Below are 14,782 nucleotides of genomic sequence, written 5' to 3'. Positions count from 1 at the left end.
GCTCGAACTAAACAGTCTCCCTGGCGCCCGAGCGAGGTGATCTCCGATCAGCGGGAGTCGAGGAGGGGTTGGGTCGGGGTCCAGGGCGGGTGGCCGGCGGCGTCGCGGCGGCGGCGGGCGATGGCCGACAGCGCCTCGAGCACCACGCGGTTACCCAGGTACGCGGTGATGTCGGCGTGGTCGTACGGCGGGGCGACCTCGACCACGTCGACGCCGACGACCGGCAGCTCGTAGCAGCAGCGCCGCACCGCGTCGAGCAGTTGCCGGGAGGTCAGCCCGCCGGGCTCCGGGGTGCCCGTGCCGGGTGCCATGCCCGGGTCGACCACGTCCACGTCGACGGAGAGGAAGACCCCCTCGCACTCGTCGGTGGCGATGGTGAACGCCTCGGTCAGGCAGTCGTCCAGGCCCCGGGCGACCAGCTCGGTCATCTCGTACGACCGCATCCGCTGCTCCGCCATCCAGGACAGCACGGCAGGGCCGGGCCAGTAGCCGCGCAGGCCGATCTGGAGGAACCGGTCGCCGCGTACGGCGCCGGACTCGATGAGCCGGCGCATCGGCTGGCCGTGCCCGTGCAGGCTGCCGAACTCGATGTCCCCGGTGTCGGCGTGCGCGTCGAAGTGCACCAGCGACACCCGGCCCAGCCCGTGGTGGCGGGCGACGCCGGTCGCGTCGGGCAGCGCGATGGAGTGGTCGCCGCCGAGCACGACGGGGATCGCGCCGGCCGAGGCGACCGCGTGCACGGCGGACTCCAGGGCGGCCAGGGACCGCTCGATGTCGCCGGAGAACATCTCGACGTCGCCGGCGTCGTACACCCGCAGGTCGCGCAGCGCGTCGACGCGCAGCGCAAGGGACGGGCGGGAGCCGTCGTGCGGCAGGTAGCAGGCCTGCCGGATGGCGGACGGGCCGAACCGGGTGCCCGGCCGGTGCGAGGTGCCGCCGTCGAAGGGCGCGCCGACGATCACGACGTCGGCGTCGGCGAAGGACGACGGGTCGTCGAGGGCGCAGCGGTCGACGCCGAGGAAGGTGACGTCGGGGCCGAACATCGGGCCGTAGCGGGTCATCGCTCCTGCATCCCCCAGGGTGAGCCGTAGCCGGTGAGCAGATCGAGGAAGGGGCGCGGGGGCAGCGCCTCCGGGCCGATCACCCCCGACCCGGACCACGCGCCGGTGGCGAGCAGTTCCAGGGCGACGACGGGGTTCACGGCGGTCTGCCAGACGACGGCCTGGTGGCCGTACTCCGTCATGGACCACTCGTTGTCGACCACGTGGTAGAGGTAGACCTCGCGCGGCCGGCCGCCGCGCGCCGTGCCCCGCACCCAGGTGCCGGCGCAGGTCTTGCCGCGCATCCGGTCGCCCAGGGTCGCCGGGTCGGGCAGGCAGGCCGCCACGACGTCGCGGGGCGCGACGGTCACGCCGCTCACCCGCACCGGGGACGCCGCGTCGAGGCCGAGCTTGTGCAGGGTCCTGAGGACCTCGATGAACTCGTTGCCGAGGCCGTACTTGAAGGTAACCCGCTTCGCCGCGACCCAGCGCGGGATCAGCAGCACCTCCTCGTGCTCGACGTTGACGCACTCGACCGGGCCGATGCCCTCGGGGAAGTCGAACACCTCCGGCTCCGAGAACGGTGGGGTGGTGTACCAGCCGCGGCCGGCCTCCCAGATCACCGGCGGGTTGAGGCACTCCTCGATGGTGGTCCAGATGGAGAACGACGGCGCGAAGTCGTAGCCGTCGACGGTGAGGTTGCCGCCGTCGCGTACCCCGATCTCGTCGATCTCGGCGAACAGCTCGTCGGCGGCGTAGCGGGCGAAGACGTCCGACAGGCCCGGCTCGACGCCGATGCCGCACAGCGCCAGCCGGCCGGCGGCCGACCATCGCTCGGCGGCGGCGAACTGGTCGTCGCCGAGCTTGACCCCGGTCTCGGCGTACGGCCGGTCGGGATGCGGCCGGGACAGCGACATGGCCATGTCGAGGTAGTCCGCGCCGGCCGCGAACGCCCCGTCGAAGATCGGCAGGACGAAGCGCGGGTCGACCGCGTTGAGCACGTGGGTGATCCGGTGCTCGCGGCACAGCGCGGCGACCGCGTCCGCCGAGGAGGCGTCGACGGTGGCGGGGACGAACCGGTCGCCGTGGCCGGCCACGGCCCGCGCCGCGCGGGCGGGGTCGCGGTCGGCGACGATCATGGTCTCGAAGAAGGAGCGGCGGGCAGCGATGGCGACGGCGGCGGAGCCGACCCCACCGGCGCCGACGAGCAGGATCCGCATCAGGAATCAAACCCCAAACCAAGACGATCGAGCGTACGGAGCCAGAGGTTGCGCCGTCCCGCTCGCGCGTCGGCCCGGGCCAGGGACCAGCGGGTGAGGTGGATGCCGGTGGCCCGCAACGGCTCCGGCGGGAACGGCAGCGGCTTGCTGCGCACCAGGTCGAGCCGGGTCAGCGGGGTCTGCCCGCCGCCCAGCAGGTCGAGCACCACGCGGGCGCCGAACCGGGTGGCGCCGACGCCGAGGCCGGTGTAGCCGGCCGCGTACGCCAACCGGCCGTCGTACGCGGTGCCGAAGAACGGGCAGAACCGGGTGCAGGTGTCGATGACGCCGCCCCAGCGGTGACTGAAGCGCACGTCGGCGAGCTGCGGGAACGTGGCGAAGAAGTGCTGGGCGAGGGCGGTGAAGGTGGCCGGCCGTTGGGCCAGTTCGGGGGCCATCCGGTTGCCGTAGTGGTAGACGGCGTCGTAGCCGCCGAAGAGGATCCGCCCGTCGCCGGTGATCCGGTAGTAGTGGAACTGGTTGCCGGTGTCGGCGAGCCCCTGCCGGTTGCGCCAGCCGATCGATTCGCGTTGCGCGGCGGTCAACGGCTCGGTCGTGAGCGCGTAGTCGTAGACCGGCACCAGCCAGGCCCGCAGCCGGCGCAGCAGCGGCGGGAACGCGTTGGTGGCGAGGACGACCCGCCGCGCGCGCACCGAGCCGGGGGCGCCGTGGCCGCCCGGTCCCGGGTCGTCGGCCCCGGGCGCGTCGGACGGTCCACCGCGGGTGGTGGCGCGCAGCGCGGCCCCGTCGCGGCGCAGCCCGGTGACCCGGGTGTGCTCGTGGATCCGCACGCCGAGGTCGAGGCAGGCGCGGCGCAGGCCCCAGGCCAGCTTCGCCGGGTCGAGCATCGCCACCCGGTCGCGGTCCCACAGCCCGCCGAGGTACGTCGGCGAGTCCACCTCGGCGCGTACCTCGTCGCGGTCGAGCAGCCGCACGTCGTGGCCGAACCGGCGGGCCAGGTCGACGTCGGCGGCCAGCCCGTCGAGCTGGTGGGGCTCGACCGCCACGGACAGCTCGCCGGTGCGCTCGAACTCGCAGTCGATGCCGTACGCGGCCACGGTGTCGGCGATGGCGTCCAGGTTGTCCCGGCCGAGCCGGTCCAGCACGTCGATCTCGTCGGGGAAGCGTTCGACGCCGTTGCCCAGGCCGTGGGTCAGCGAGGCGGCGCAGAACCCGCCGTTGCGCCCGGACGCCGCCCAGCCGCAGGTGCCCGCCTCCACCAGCAGCACGTCCCGGCCGGGGTCGTCCTGCTTGGCGAGCAGCGCCGCCCAGAGGCCGCTGTAGCCGCCGCCGACGACCAGCAGGTCGGTGTCGGTGCCGCCGTGCAGCGGCGGCAGCGGGTCGGGGCGTTCCGGGCGGTCCAGCCAGTACGGCACGGGCGCCGCGTCGGCGAGCGCCCGGCCGGTGGGCGGGGGCGTCATGGCAGCCGCTTCGCCCGCCGGCCGCGCAGGGTGCTGGCGAGCACCAGCAGCAGCGCGACCACGAACATCGCCGTGCCGATGACGTTGACCTGCGGCGGGATGCCCCGCTGGGCGGCGCCCCAGACGTACATCGGGAACGTGACGGTGGTGCCGGCGTTGAAGTTCGTGACGATGAAGTCGTCGAACGACAGCGAGAACGCCAGCAGCGCGGCGGCCACGATGCCGGGCAGCACCAGCGGCAGGGTGATCCGCCGGAAGGTCTGCCACTCGCTGGCGTAGAGGTCCATCGCGGCCTCCTCCAGTCGGGAGTCCATCCCGGCCAGCCGCGCCTTGACGGTGACCACCACGAACGACACGCAGAACATGACGTGCGCGATGACGATGGTCCAGAAGCCCTGGGGCACCCCGGCGGAGACGAAGAGGGCGAGCAGCGAGGTGCCCATCACCAGTTCGGGGGTGGCCATCGGCAGGAAGATCAGCACGTTGATCCCGGACCGGCCGCGGAACCGGTGTCGCACCAGCGCGAACGCCATCAGGGTGCCGAGCACCGTGGCGACCACGGTGGCGATGAAGCCGATCTGGACGCTGCGCACCACCGCGTCGCACATGTCCGAGGTGGCACACGGGTTGCGCCAGTTGTCGAGGGTGAACTCGTGGAAGTCGTACGACAGGCGGCTGGACGGGCGGTTGAAGGACAGGGCGGCGACCACGGCGATCGGCAGGAAGAGGTAGCCGAGCACCAGCAGCGCCACGCCCATCACCCAGCGCTCGGCGAGCCAGCGACCGATGCGGTGTCCCACGGTCAGAGCACCTCCTCGGTGCCGGCTCGGCGCAGGTAGACGAAGACGACCGCGAGGATCGCCGCCATCAGCAGGAAGGACAGCGCCGCGCCCTGCGGGTAGTCCAGCCGGACCAGGAACGCCGAGTCGATGACGTTGCCGATCATGTACTCGTTGGGGGTGCCGAGCAGCTCGGCGTTGATGTAGTCGCCGCTGGCCGGGATGAAGAACAGCAGCGTGCCGGCGACCAGGCCCGGCATGGACAGCGGCAGCGTGACCCGGCGGAACACCCGCAGCGGGCTGGCGTAGAGGTCGCTCGCCGCCTCCAGCAGCCGGTGGTCCAGCCGCTCCAGGCTCGCGTACAGCGGCAGCACCAGGAAGGGCAGGAAGTTGTACGTGAGGCCGAGCACCACCGCGACCGGGGTGGCCAGCAGCCGACCGTCGGGGGCGAGCAGGTGCACGTCGCGCAGCAGCCCGACGACCCAGCCGTTGTCGGACAGGATGGTCTTCCAGGCCAGCGTGCGCACCAGGAAGCTGGTGAACATCGGCGCGACCACGCAGACCAGCAGCAGGTTCTTCCACCGGCCGGCCTTCTGCGCGATCGCGTATGCCAGCGGGTAACCCATCAGCAGCGCCAGCACCAGCGCGATGCCGGCGTAGACGAAGGACCGGGTGAACTGCGGCCAGTACGCCGCGAGCGCGTCCGGGTAGTTGCCGACCGCCCAGGTCAGCGCGTACCCGGTGGCAAGCGAGCCGGCGGGGTCGTAGAGGCTGGCGGCGGCGAGCTGGAACAGCGGCACGGCGAAGAAGAGGAACAGCCACGCCGCGCCGGGCAGCAGGAGGAGGTACGGCAGGAACCGGTGCCGACCGGACCGGCGGGTCGGCGGGGGCCCCGTCGACCGCCCCGAACCGGGCATGTGCGCGAGGGCTGTCACGAGGACGCACCCACCGGCTCGTCCAGGACCGGCGTGGTCCGGTCGTGCTCGCCGGGCGCCCGGGGCAGCAGGAAGGCGTGCCGCGGGTCCCAGTGCGCCACCGCCTCGCTGCCCACCGCCAGCGGGCCGGTCACGCCGCTGTTGGCCACGAAGACCGACAACTCACTGCCCCAGCCGGTGCGCAGCAGGTACTGGGTGCTGACCCCGACGTAGGAGGCGTCGGTGACCACCCCGGTGACGTGCTGGTGCCCGGCGGGGACCTGGTCGACTCCGTCGACCAGGTGCAGCTTCTCCGGGCGTACGCCCAGGTGGACCGGCCCCCGGTCGACCCGGGCCCGGCCGGCGGGCACCGAGAAGCGGTTGCCGTGCGCCGAGACCGCCACCTCGCCGCCGCCCGGGCCGGCGGCCTCGCCGGCGAGCAGGTTGGACTGGCCGAGGAAGTTCGCCACGAACGCGGTGGCCGGGAACTCGTAGATGTCGGCGGGTGAGCCGAGCTGCTCGATCCTCCCGGCGTTCATCACCGCGACCGTGTCGGCCATCGTCATGGCCTCCTCCTGGTCGTGGGTGACGTGCACGAACGTGATGCCGACCTCGGTCTGGATCCGCTTCAGCTCGATCTGCATCTGCCGGCGCAACTTCAGGTCGAGCGCGCCCAGCGGCTCGTCCAGCAGCAGCACCTGCGGGCGGTTGACCAGGGCGCGGGCCAGGGCGACCCGCTGCTGCTGCCCGCCGGAGAGCTGGGCGGGACGACGGTGGCCGTAGTCGTCGAGCTGCACCAGCGCGAGCATGCCCATGACCTGGTCGTCGACCGAGCGGATGCCGCGCCGGCGCAGCCCGAAGGCCACGTTCTCGAAGACGTTCAGGTGCGGGAAGAGCGCGTAGCTCTGGAAGACGGTGTTCACCGGCCGCTTGTACGGGCGCAGCCGGGCGATGTCCCGGTCGCCGAGCAGCACCTGCCCGCTGGTCGGCTCCTCCAGCCCGGCGATCATCCGCAGGGTGGTGGTCTTGCCGCAGCCGGACGCCCCGAGCAGGGCGAAGAACGAGCCCTGCGGGATGGTGAGGCTGAGGTCGTCCACGGCGGTGAAGATGCCGAACCGCTTGGTGAGGCTGGCCAGCCGCAGGTCGCCGGCCGGTGTCTCGCGCCCCACAGTCGCCCCGCCCATGCCGCCCATGCCGCTCACGCCCCGATGACCTGCTGGAACTTGCTCTCGTACTCGCGTTCCTGCTTCTCGTCCAGCGCCATGAAGACCTTGGACTTCGACAGCATGGTGTCGTCGGGGAAGATCAGCGGGTTGGCGGCCAGCTCGGGGTCGATCTTCTCCATCTCGGCCTTGGCGCCCTGGACCGGGCAGATGTAGTTCACGAACGCGGCGAGCTTCGCGGCGACCGCCGGGTCGTAGTAGTAGTTGATGATCTGCTCGGCGTTGCCCTTGTGGGTGGCCTTGTTCGGCACGACGGCGTTGTCCGACCAGAGCATCACGCCCGACTCGGGCACCACGAACTTGACCTTGTCGTCCTCGAAGCCGAGCTGGATGACGTCGCCGGACCAGCCGATGCACGCGGCGATGTCGCCCTTGGCGAGGTCCGGCGCGTAGTCGTTGCCGGTGAACCGGCGGATCTGGCCGGAGTCGACGGCCTTCTTGAGCTTGTTGAGCGCGTCGTCGAACTGCGGGCCGGTGAAGTTCGCCGGGTCGTGGCCGTTCGACTGGAGCAGCAGGCCCATGGTGTCGCGCATCTCGGACAGCGCCGTCACCTTGCCCTTGAGGTCGGGGCGGGTGAGCAGCTCGTCGACCGTCCGGATCTCCTTGGTCACCTTGCCGTTGTAGGCCAGCCCGGCCAGGCCGGACTGCCACGGGATGGCGAGCTGGTTCTCGGTGTCGAAGGACCGGTTGCGCAGCGACGGCAGCAGGTTGGCCTCGACGTTGGGCAGCTTCGACTTGTCGAGCTTCTGGATCCAGCCGAGGCGGATCATCCGCGCCGCCATCCAGTCGGTGAGGACCATGACGTCCCGGCCGGTGCCCTGGCAGCCCGCGAGCTGGTTCTGCACCTTGCCGAAGAACTCGTTGTTGTCGTTGACGTCCTCGGTGTAGGCGACCTGGATGCCGCTCTGGGCGACGAACGCGTCGAGGGTCGGCCGCTTGGACTCGTCCTTCTCGTCCACGTCCATGTACTGCGGCCAGTTGGAGAAGGCCAGTTTCTTCTCGGTGACGGACAGGTCCTCGCTGACGCAGCCGGCCTCCGTCTGGGTGGCGGCCTTGGTGCCGCAGCCGGCCAGCGAGCCGCCGGCGGCGAGCAGCGCGGCCGAGCCGAGGGTGCCGGTCAGGAGTCCACGCCGGGTGAGGGGCCGAAAGGGAGTACGCATGTGACGACTCCTAGGGGTCGTCGTCGGCGGCGGGACGGGGGCGGCGCGCCGACGGGAGGGTCAGGTGCGGTGGACGACTGATCCTGACATGAGGTGACCTTCCTTACAAGGGATTCCGTTGCCGGAATAGCTCTGCACGACGAAATACGCCAGACTGCCCGGGGGCACTAGGCTCAGCCCGGGTACGGACATGGGGAGCGGTCGATGACGAACCGGCAGCACGACAACGGCAACGGCGGACGCAGGGTCACCGTCCGCGAGGGTGCCAGCCACGCACTGCTCGACGACGTGGCGAAGCAGATCATCGAGCAGCTCCAGGAGGACGGTCGCCGGCCGTACGCGACCATCGGCAAGGCGGTCGGGCTGTCGGAGGCGGCGGTGCGCCAGCGGGTGCAGCGGCTGCTCGACGCCGGGGTGATGCAGATCGTCGCGGTGACCGACCCGCTCCAGCTCGGCTTCCCCCGCCAGGCCATGATCGGCCTGCGTACGAACGGCGACCTGGAGGCCGTGGCCGACCGCCTCGCCGAGCTGGACGAGGTCGACTACGTGGTGATCACGGCGGGCTCGTTCGACCTGCTGACCGAGGTGGTCTGCCGCAACGACGACCACCTGCTGGAGATCCTCCAGCGGCTGCGGGCGGTCGAGGGCGTGCTCGCCACCGAGGCGTTCGTCTATCTCAAGCTGCGCAAGCAGACGTACACCTGGGGCACCGCCTGATCAAGCCGCTCGCCGCCGACCAGCTTCAGGCGCCGGTCGGCCTCAGCCGACACCCCCGCCGCGCCCGACCGAGGCGACGAACGCCCGCCAGGCGTCGGGCGCGAAGCTGAGGGTGCCGCCGACGCGGTCCTTGCTGTCCCGCACCAGCACCCGGCCAGGCAGGTTGTCGGCCACCTCGACACAGTTGCCGCCGTTGTTGCTGCTGCGGGTGGCGGTGCGCCAGCGGGCGTCGGCCATCTCAGCCCTGCCGCAGCCGATTGACAAAGGTGCGCCACGCCCCGGGCGAGAAGGCAAGGACGCCACCCGCACGGTCCTTGCTGTCCCGCACCAGCACCCGGCCCGGAAGGTTGTCGGCCACCTCGACACAGTCGCCGCCGTTGTTGCTGCTGCGGGTGGCGGTGCGCCAGCGGGCTTCCGTCAGATCCATGTCTGCGCCACCTCTCGGATCAGTGCGATCGACCGGCGGCAGGGAAGCGCCTCACCGGTGACGCTCTCCCACCTCCGACCCAGGCTAGCAACATCGATGCCGTCGGTCACCATCTGACCACGGAGCTGATTGTCCAGATAGGCCACTTCGACCCCGTCCCGGAGTCGGGCCAGCACGAACGGACCGGCCAACCCCGTGTGCCACGGGCCCTCGGCCTGGATCACCCGGATCTGCACGTGCTCCCGCTGCGCCATCGCAGCGAGATGGGCCAGTTGCTCGGCCATCACCGCCCGGCCCGCGACCGGCCGGCGAAGCACCACCTCGTCGATCACGACGACGAGCTGCGGAGGTTCCTCACGACAGAGGATTTCTTGGCGCTCCAACCGGCCGGCCACGATCTGGTCCACCTCGGCCGCCGACAGCAGGCCGCCGGTCGCCAGCACCGCGCGGGCGTACCCCTCGGTCTGAAGCAGGCCCGGCACCAGCAGCGGCTGGTAGGACCGGATCGAGATGGCGTCCTGTTCCAGCTCGGCCCAGGGGCGGAACCAGGGCAGGTCACGGCGGCGGAACGGCTCGGGCCACAGCTCGGCGGCGTCGCGGTCGAGCACCTCGGCCACCGCCAGCCGGGTCCTGGGGTGCGGGATCCGACCCGACGTGAGCCACCGGCCCGCCGTCTTCGGGTCGACGCGCACCTTCTCCGCCAGCGACTCGACGGTCTCCCCCTTGGCGGCCATCGCCACCCGCAGCGCCTCGTTGGCCATCGGATCCTCCCTCCACGCGGGTTCACGCTCCGGCGCACGATAGCCACGCTCGGTGCCGGCGTCCGCCGCCTACCGGCGTGTCGCGGTGGGATGTGTTTCGCGCACCTCAGGTGCGCCGCGAGCGCAACCGAAGTGCCCCGAAGGTGTCCCGAACGCGACGCCTCGACGCGGTCTCACCGCATCCCCCTCGACGCGGTCTCACCGCGACCCGCCCCGACGCGGTCTCACCGCGGCCCGCCCCGACGCGGTCTCACCGACGGGGCAGCTCGACAGCGCCCGTCCGACGCGATCCCACCCACCGTTCACCTCACGACCTCGCAATACGGATTCCGTCGTTCATGCTATGGCTACTCGCTGATTCCGTTGCCATACCGACCACACGCCACCGATACCACTTGCTTTCGGCCGCCGGGCTGTGGGATAACCGTGGGCAGAGCGGCCGGTGTCACCCCTGACCGGCCCGAGACCCGATGGGGCTGACATGGCCGACGCCACCGACCACCTCTGGATGCACTTCACCCGGATGGCGAGCTACTCCGCCGGCGAGGTGCCGACCATCGTGCGCGGCGAGGGCGCGTACGTCTGGGATGCCCAGGGCCGCCGCTACCTGGACGGCCTCGCGGGGCTCTTCGTCGTCAACGCCGGCCACGGGCGCACCGAGCTGGCCGAGGCCGCCGCCAAGCAGGCCGGCGAGCTGGCCTACTTCCCACTCTGGTCGTACGCCCACCCGAAGGCCGTCGAGCTGGCCGAGCGGATCGCCACGCTCACCCCCGGAGACCTGAACCGGGTCTTCTTCACCACCGGCGGCTCCGAGGCGGTCGAGGCGGCGTGGAAGCTCGCCCGCGCCTACTTCAAGCGCACCGGCAGGCCGAACAAGCACAAGGTGGTCAGCCGCTACATCGCCTACCACGGCACCTCGATGGGCGCGCTGTCGATCACCGGCCTGCCCGGCATCAAGAGCGACTTCGAGCCGCTGGTCCCCGGCGGCATCAAGGTGCCGAACACCAACTTCTACCGCGCCCCCGAGCACGGCGACTCCCCCGAGGCGTTCGGCCGCTGGGCCGCCGAGGAGATCGGCCGGGCCATCGAGCGGGAGGGGCCGGACACGGTCGCCGCCGTGTTCCTGGAGCCGGTGCAGAACTCCGGCGGCTGCTTCCCGCCGCCGCCCGGCTACTTCGAGCGGGTCCGGGAGATCTGCGACGCGTACGACGTGCTGCTCGTCTCCGACGAGGTGATCTGCTCCTGGGGCCGGCTCGGCGAATACTTCGGCGCCGTCCGGTACGGCTACCAGCCCGACATCATCACCACCGCCAAGGGCATCACGTCCGGCTACGCCCCGCTCGGCGCGATGATCGCCAGTGACCGGCTGATGGAGCCGTTCCTGACCGAGACCGGCATGTTCGCCCACGGCGTGACCTTCGGCGGCCACCCCGTCTCCTGCGCGGTGGCCCTGGCCAACCTGGAGGTCTTCGCCCGCGAGGACCTGGTCGGGCACGTCCGGGCCAACGAGGCGGCCTTCCGCGCCACCCTGGAAAAGCTGTACGACCTGCCGATCGTCGGCGACGTACGCGGCGACGGCTACTTCTACGGCATCGAGCTGGTCAAGGACAAGACCACCCGGGCGACCTTCGACGAGGCCGAGTCCGAGCGGCTGCTGCGCGGCTTCCTCTCCACCGCGCTCTTCTCCGCCGGGCTCTACTGTCGCGCCGACGACCGGGGCGACCCCGTCGTACAGCTCGCGCCGCCGCTGATCGCCGAGCAGCAGCAGTTCGACGAGATCGAGCAGATCCTGCGCGCCGTGCTCACCGAGGCGTGGGCGCGCCTGTAACCCTCGTCCACCCGGCCGGGCCGGCCGCGCGCCCCGCGGCGTGTGGCCGACCCGGCCGTTTCCGCACCCGGAGCGGCCGATGCGCTACCAGGACCTGTCGTACTGGCTGTCCACCGTGGACGAGCCGCTGACCCCGCGCCCGCCGCTGACCGGCGACGCCGACGCGGACGTGGTGATCGTCGGGGCCGGCTACACCGGGCTCTGGACGGCGTACTACCTCGCGGTCGCCGACCCGACGCTGCGGATCACCGTGCTGGAGGCACAGGTCGCCGGCTACGGCGCATCCGGCCGCAACGGGGGCTGGTGCTCGGCACTGTTCCCCACCTCGCTGCCCGCGCTGGCCCGCCGGCACGGGCGGGACGCCGCGATCGCCATGCAGCGCGCCCTGCACGCCACCGTCGCCGAGGTCGGCCGGGTCGTCGCGGCCGAGGGCATCGACTGCGACTGGGCGTACGGCGGGACGGTGATGCTCGCCCGCACCGCCCCCCAGCTCGACCGGGCGCGCGCAGCTGTCGCGGAGGCACGGGCGTACGGGCTCGGGCCGGAGGACCTGGCGCTGCTCGACGCCGACGAGGCCACCGCCCGCTGCGCCGCCGAGGGGGTACGCGGCGGCACGTACACCCCGCACTGCGCGGCGGTGCACCCGGCCCGGCTGGTGCGGGGCCTGGCCCTGGCGGTGGAGCGCCGAGGGGTGACGATCCACGAGGGCACGCGGGTGACCCGGATCCGGCCCGGTGCGGCGGTGACCCCGGCCGGCACGGTGCGCGCGCCGGTGGTGGTGCGGGCCACCGAGGGCTACACGCCCGGCCTGCCGGGGCAGCGCCGCGCCGTCGCGCCGGTCTACTCGCTGATGGTCGCGACCGCGCCGCTGCCCGCCGCGACCTGGGCGCGGATCGGCCTCGCCGAGCGGGAGACCTTCTCCGACCACCGGCACGTCATCGTCTACGGCCAGCGCACCGCCGACGGCCGACTCGCCTTCGGCGGCCGGGGCGCGCCCTACCACTTCGGTTCCCGGGTCTCCCCCGCCCACGACCGGGAGCCGGCGGTCTTCGCGGCACTGCGCCGTACGCTCGGCGAGCTGTTCCCGGTGCTCGGCCCGGACGTGCCGGTGACCCACACCTGGGGCGGCCCGCTCGGGGTGGCCCGGGACTGGGCGGCCTCGGTCGGTTTCGACCGGGCCGACGGGCTGGCCTGGGCCGGCGGCTACGTCGGCGACGGCGTGGGCACCAGCAACCTCGCCGGTCGGACCCTGGCCGACCTGATCCGGGGCGAGCGGACGGACCTGACCGCCCTGCCCTGGGTGAACCACCGCTCCCCGAAATGGGAGCCGGAGCCACTGCGCTGGCTGGCCGTGAACGCGGGCCTACGGCTGATGTTCTCCGCCGACGCGGCGGAGAACCGCACGAACCGCCCCTCCCGCCGCGCCACCCTCTTCACCCGCCTCCTAACCCACTAACCCACCACCCCACTCGCCCCCACCCCCCCCACCCACCCACGAGCCCGTTGATCATGAAGTTGTTGCGGCGACACGCCGAAGCGCATGCCAACAACTTCATGATCAACGCGCGGAGGCGGGGGCGCGCGGAGGCGGGGTGGGTGGGGTTAGTGGGTGGGGGGGATTACGCGGAGGTGGCCTCGGCGGCCCGTCTGGGGGGCCGTGTTGAGGCTGTCGTCGTCCTCTGGTGGGCGGGGGGCCACCGGGCGGGCGGCCTCGCGGACGGCCTCGGCGAGCGCGACCAGGTCGTCGGTGGTGGGCGGCGGGGGCTCGAACTCGCCCTCGTGCCGGACCACGTCCCAACCGCGGGGCGCGGTCAGGCTGCGGGCGTGCGGCTCGCAGAGGTCGTAGGTGTGCGGCTCGGCGAAGGCGGCCAGCGGCCCCACCACGGCTGTCGACTCGTTGTAGACATAGGTCAGCGTGGCGACCGCTTGCCGGGGGCAGCCGTTACGGGAGCAGCGCCGTGGTGACCTCACGGCGGCAGGGTATCTCCATTACCGGGTCCGGCGCACCGCTTCGCGTTGCGACACGCCCGTCACGGTGATCACAATTCGGCCCGGCGCGACCCGCGCCGCGCCACACCCGCCGCGCTGCCGCAGGCCAGGTCGGTGCGGGAGCTAACCTGTCCCTCATGACAAGCCCGGAACACCGCCGCCCCGGCCCCGGCCGGCGCGCCCACCGTGACCGGCACGGGCGCGGCCTGCGCGGGCGGCTGGTGCCGGCGACGGTGCCGCTGGCGCGGACGAAGGCGGAGATCTTCGACGACCTCGTGCTGGACACCGTCGAGACCCTGGAACGGCGGTTCGCCAAGGAGTTGGCCGGGGTCGAGTTCGCGGTGGAGGACGTCCCGCCGGACCTGAACGTCTACGACTCCGACGTGCTGGAGGACGGCGAGGTGCCGCTCGCCCGGCTGCTGCCCGGCCGGCCCGGCCGGCAGGAGGTGCCCCCACGGATCGTGCTCTACCGCCGGCCGCTGGAGTTCCGCGCCATGGACCGCGAGGATCTCGCCGATCTCGTGCACGACGTGATCATCGAGCAGGTGGCCAACCTGCTCGGGGTCGACCCGGACGAGTTGGCCTGAGCCGCCCCGCCGGATGCCGCCACGAACGGCGAGGGGTTCGACTGCGCCTGAGCCGCCCCGCGGGATGCCGCCACGAACGGCGACCGGTTCGACTGCGCCTGAGCCGGGCGGCCCCCACCGCCCCGGCCCGGCAACGCTCAGGCGGCCCGCCGCTTGAGCTTGCGCCGCTCCCGCTCCGAGAGCCCACCCCAGATCCCGAACCGCTCGTCGTGCCCGAGAGCGTATTCGAGGCATTCCGTCTTGACCTCGCAGCGCGAGCAGATCCGCTTCGCCTCGCGGGTCGAGCCGCCCTTCTCGGGGAAGAACGCCTCCGGATCGGTCTGCGAGCAGAGCGCCCGCTCCTGCCACTCCGGCGCGTTTCCGAGCAGGTCGGCCACCTCAAGCTGGCCGTCCATCAAAGCCTCCTTGTCGCGCACCGGCGTCATCGCCGCTGCAACCCCCCACGCGAAAGGCGCGCGTGTCCGTCCGGTCCCGATTTGTTGCGTACCGTGCGAACAACCCCATTCAAATTACACGCGTGTAATGCGTGCGCCGTCAAGCCGAACTTGATAATGGAGTCGCCCTCCCGACAACACTCCGGACGACCACCCGGCCGCCCGGCCTCGCAACCTGCCCTATCGATTCAGACCCCGGCCGAGTAACGCCCTCTCCGGCGAGTTGCCCGAGTTTTCTCCCGT

General features: G+C 72.1%; 16 protein-coding genes. 4 read left to right on the top strand and 12 right to left on the bottom strand.

Annotated elements, in window-relative coordinates:
• Window positions 1-47 precede the first annotated feature (47 nt).
• Genes speB through ACGF5G_RS03795 form a run of 7 tightly spaced genes read right to left on the bottom strand, consistent with a single transcriptional unit; the run spans window position 48 to window position 7,796 of the window.
• A complete protein-coding gene (speB, locus tag ACGF5G_RS03825; protein WP_393258741.1) occupies window positions 48-1,061 on the bottom strand; it encodes an agmatinase in 1,014 nt (337 codons plus the stop codon).
• A complete protein-coding gene (locus tag ACGF5G_RS03820; protein WP_393258739.1) occupies window positions 1,058-2,260 on the bottom strand; it encodes a saccharopine dehydrogenase C-terminal domain-containing protein in 1,203 nt (400 codons plus the stop codon). Before ACGF5G_RS03820 ends, speB begins: the two co-directional genes overlap by 4 nt.
• The gene (locus tag ACGF5G_RS03815) at window positions 2,260-3,720 is read right to left on the bottom strand and encodes an NAD(P)/FAD-dependent oxidoreductase (RefSeq protein WP_393258737.1); all 1,461 of its coding nucleotides are present in this window, start codon (window positions 3,718-3,720) and stop codon (window positions 2,260-2,262) included. The genes ACGF5G_RS03820 and ACGF5G_RS03815 overlap by 1 nt, the downstream gene beginning before the upstream one ends.
• The gene (locus ACGF5G_RS03810) at window positions 3,717-4,520 is read right to left on the bottom strand and encodes an ABC transporter permease (RefSeq protein ID WP_393258735.1); all 804 of its coding nucleotides are present in this window, start codon (window positions 4,518-4,520) and stop codon (window positions 3,717-3,719) included. Before ACGF5G_RS03810 ends, ACGF5G_RS03815 begins: the two co-directional genes overlap by 4 nt.
• Window positions 4,521-4,522: 2 nt before the next feature.
• Window positions 4,523-5,434, bottom strand: a complete 912-nt coding sequence (locus ACGF5G_RS03805; RefSeq protein WP_393258733.1) for an ABC transporter permease — start codon at window positions 5,432-5,434, stop codon at window positions 4,523-4,525.
• A complete protein-coding gene (locus ACGF5G_RS03800; protein ID WP_393259216.1) occupies window positions 5,431-6,606 on the bottom strand; it encodes an ABC transporter ATP-binding protein in 1,176 nt (391 codons plus the stop codon). The genes ACGF5G_RS03805 and ACGF5G_RS03800 overlap by 4 nt, the downstream gene beginning before the upstream one ends.
• Window positions 6,607-6,611: 5 nt before the next feature.
• The gene (locus ACGF5G_RS03795) at window positions 6,612-7,796 is read right to left on the bottom strand and encodes an extracellular solute-binding protein (RefSeq protein WP_393258731.1); all 1,185 of its coding nucleotides are present in this window, start codon (window positions 7,794-7,796) and stop codon (window positions 6,612-6,614) included.
• A 204-nt stretch (window positions 7,797-8,000) separates the two neighbouring features.
• Here ACGF5G_RS03795 and ACGF5G_RS03790 point away from each other — a divergent pair, with 204 nt between their 5' ends.
• Window positions 8,001-8,513, top strand: a complete 513-nt coding sequence (locus tag ACGF5G_RS03790; protein WP_393258729.1) for an Lrp/AsnC family transcriptional regulator — start codon at window positions 8,001-8,003, stop codon at window positions 8,511-8,513.
• A 42-nt stretch (window positions 8,514-8,555) separates the two neighbouring features.
• Here ACGF5G_RS03790 and ACGF5G_RS03785 read toward each other — a convergent pair whose 3' ends face one another.
• Genes ACGF5G_RS03785 through ACGF5G_RS03775 form a run of 3 tightly spaced genes read right to left on the bottom strand, consistent with a single transcriptional unit; the run spans window position 8,556 to window position 9,701 of the window.
• Complete coding sequence (locus ACGF5G_RS03785; RefSeq protein ID WP_393258727.1) at window positions 8,556-8,750, bottom strand: DUF397 domain-containing protein; 195 nt, start codon at window positions 8,748-8,750, stop codon at window positions 8,556-8,558.
• A gap of 1 nt (window position 8,751) precedes the next feature.
• Complete coding sequence (locus tag ACGF5G_RS03780; protein ID WP_393258725.1) at window positions 8,752-8,940, bottom strand: DUF397 domain-containing protein; 189 nt, start codon at window positions 8,938-8,940, stop codon at window positions 8,752-8,754.
• Window positions 8,931-9,701, bottom strand: coding sequence for a Scr1 family TA system antitoxin-like transcriptional regulator (locus ACGF5G_RS03775; protein ID WP_393258723.1), 771 nt, complete (start codon window positions 9,699-9,701; stop codon window positions 8,931-8,933). The genes ACGF5G_RS03780 and ACGF5G_RS03775 overlap by 10 nt, the downstream gene beginning before the upstream one ends.
• A gap of 481 nt (window positions 9,702-10,182) precedes the next feature.
• Here ACGF5G_RS03775 and ACGF5G_RS03770 point away from each other — a divergent pair, with 481 nt between their 5' ends.
• Window positions 10,183-11,529 carry an aspartate aminotransferase family protein gene (locus tag ACGF5G_RS03770; RefSeq protein WP_393258721.1) on the top strand — a complete coding sequence of 449 codons (1,347 nt, stop codon included), beginning with the start codon at window positions 10,183-10,185 and terminating at the stop codon, window positions 11,527-11,529.
• Between the two features lie 79 nt (window positions 11,530-11,608).
• Window positions 11,609-12,985, top strand: a complete 1,377-nt coding sequence (locus tag ACGF5G_RS03765; protein WP_393258719.1) for an NAD(P)/FAD-dependent oxidoreductase — start codon at window positions 11,609-11,611, stop codon at window positions 12,983-12,985.
• Window positions 12,986-13,131: 146 nt separating this feature from the next.
• Here the strand turns inward: ACGF5G_RS03765 and ACGF5G_RS03760 are convergent, their stop codons facing one another.
• On the bottom strand, window positions 13,132-13,500 hold the full coding sequence (locus ACGF5G_RS03760) for a DUF3499 domain-containing protein (RefSeq protein WP_393258717.1): 369 nt from the start codon (window positions 13,498-13,500) through the stop codon (window positions 13,132-13,134).
• Between the two features lie 155 nt (window positions 13,501-13,655).
• On the opposite strand from ACGF5G_RS03760, the gene ACGF5G_RS03755 reads away from it, so the two are divergent.
• The gene (locus tag ACGF5G_RS03755) at window positions 13,656-14,105 is read left to right on the top strand and encodes a metallopeptidase family protein (RefSeq protein WP_089001916.1); all 450 of its coding nucleotides are present in this window, start codon (window positions 13,656-13,658) and stop codon (window positions 14,103-14,105) included.
• 137 nt (window positions 14,106-14,242) lie between these two features.
• Here ACGF5G_RS03755 and ACGF5G_RS03750 read toward each other — a convergent pair whose 3' ends face one another.
• The gene (locus ACGF5G_RS03750; protein WP_007455784.1) at window positions 14,243-14,500 is read right to left on the bottom strand and encodes a WhiB family transcriptional regulator; all 258 of its coding nucleotides are present in this window, start codon (window positions 14,498-14,500) and stop codon (window positions 14,243-14,245) included.
• Window positions 14,501-14,782: the final 282 nt, after the last annotated feature.

Origin of the sequence: Micromonospora sp. NPDC047730 (assembly GCF_043204765.1) — a bacterium.
In the GTDB taxonomy this organism is placed as follows: domain Bacteria; phylum Actinomycetota; class Actinomycetes; order Mycobacteriales; family Micromonosporaceae; genus Micromonospora.
This window is presented reverse-complemented; position numbering and strand designations above follow the sequence as displayed.

Bases quoted from the DNA above. Each gene is read 5' to 3' on its own strand.
- speB (WP_393258741.1), bottom strand. From the start codon at position 1,061: ATGACCCGCTACGGCCCGATGTTCGGCCCCGACGTCACCTTCCTCGGC.
- ACGF5G_RS03820 (WP_393258739.1), bottom strand. From the start codon at position 2,260: ATGCGGATCCTGCTCGTCGGCGCCGGTGGGGTCGGCTCCGCCGCCGTC.
- ACGF5G_RS03815 (WP_393258737.1), bottom strand. From the start codon at position 3,720: ATGACGCCCCCGCCCACCGGCCGGGCGCTCGCCGACGCGGCGCCCGTG.
- ACGF5G_RS03800 (WP_393259216.1), bottom strand. From the start codon at position 6,606: ATGGGCGGCATGGGCGGGGCGACTGTGGGGCGCGAGACACCGGCCGGC.
- ACGF5G_RS03795 (WP_393258731.1), bottom strand. From the start codon at position 7,796: ATGCGTACTCCCTTTCGGCCCCTCACCCGGCGTGGACTCCTGACCGGC.
- ACGF5G_RS03790 (WP_393258729.1), top strand. From the start codon at position 8,001: ATGACGAACCGGCAGCACGACAACGGCAACGGCGGACGCAGGGTCACC.
- ACGF5G_RS03785 (WP_393258727.1), bottom strand. From the start codon at position 8,750: ATGGCCGACGCCCGCTGGCGCACCGCCACCCGCAGCAGCAACAACGGC.
- ACGF5G_RS03780 (WP_393258725.1), bottom strand. From the start codon at position 8,940: ATGGATCTGACGGAAGCCCGCTGGCGCACCGCCACCCGCAGCAGCAAC.
- ACGF5G_RS03775 (WP_393258723.1), bottom strand. From the start codon at position 9,701: ATGGCCAACGAGGCGCTGCGGGTGGCGATGGCCGCCAAGGGGGAGACC.
- ACGF5G_RS03770 (WP_393258721.1), top strand. From the start codon at position 10,183: ATGGCCGACGCCACCGACCACCTCTGGATGCACTTCACCCGGATGGCG.
- ACGF5G_RS03765 (WP_393258719.1), top strand. From the start codon at position 11,609: ATGCGCTACCAGGACCTGTCGTACTGGCTGTCCACCGTGGACGAGCCG.
- ACGF5G_RS03755 (WP_089001916.1), top strand. From the start codon at position 13,656: ATGACAAGCCCGGAACACCGCCGCCCCGGCCCCGGCCGGCGCGCCCAC.
- ACGF5G_RS03750 (WP_007455784.1), bottom strand. From the start codon at position 14,500: ATGGACGGCCAGCTTGAGGTGGCCGACCTGCTCGGAAACGCGCCGGAG.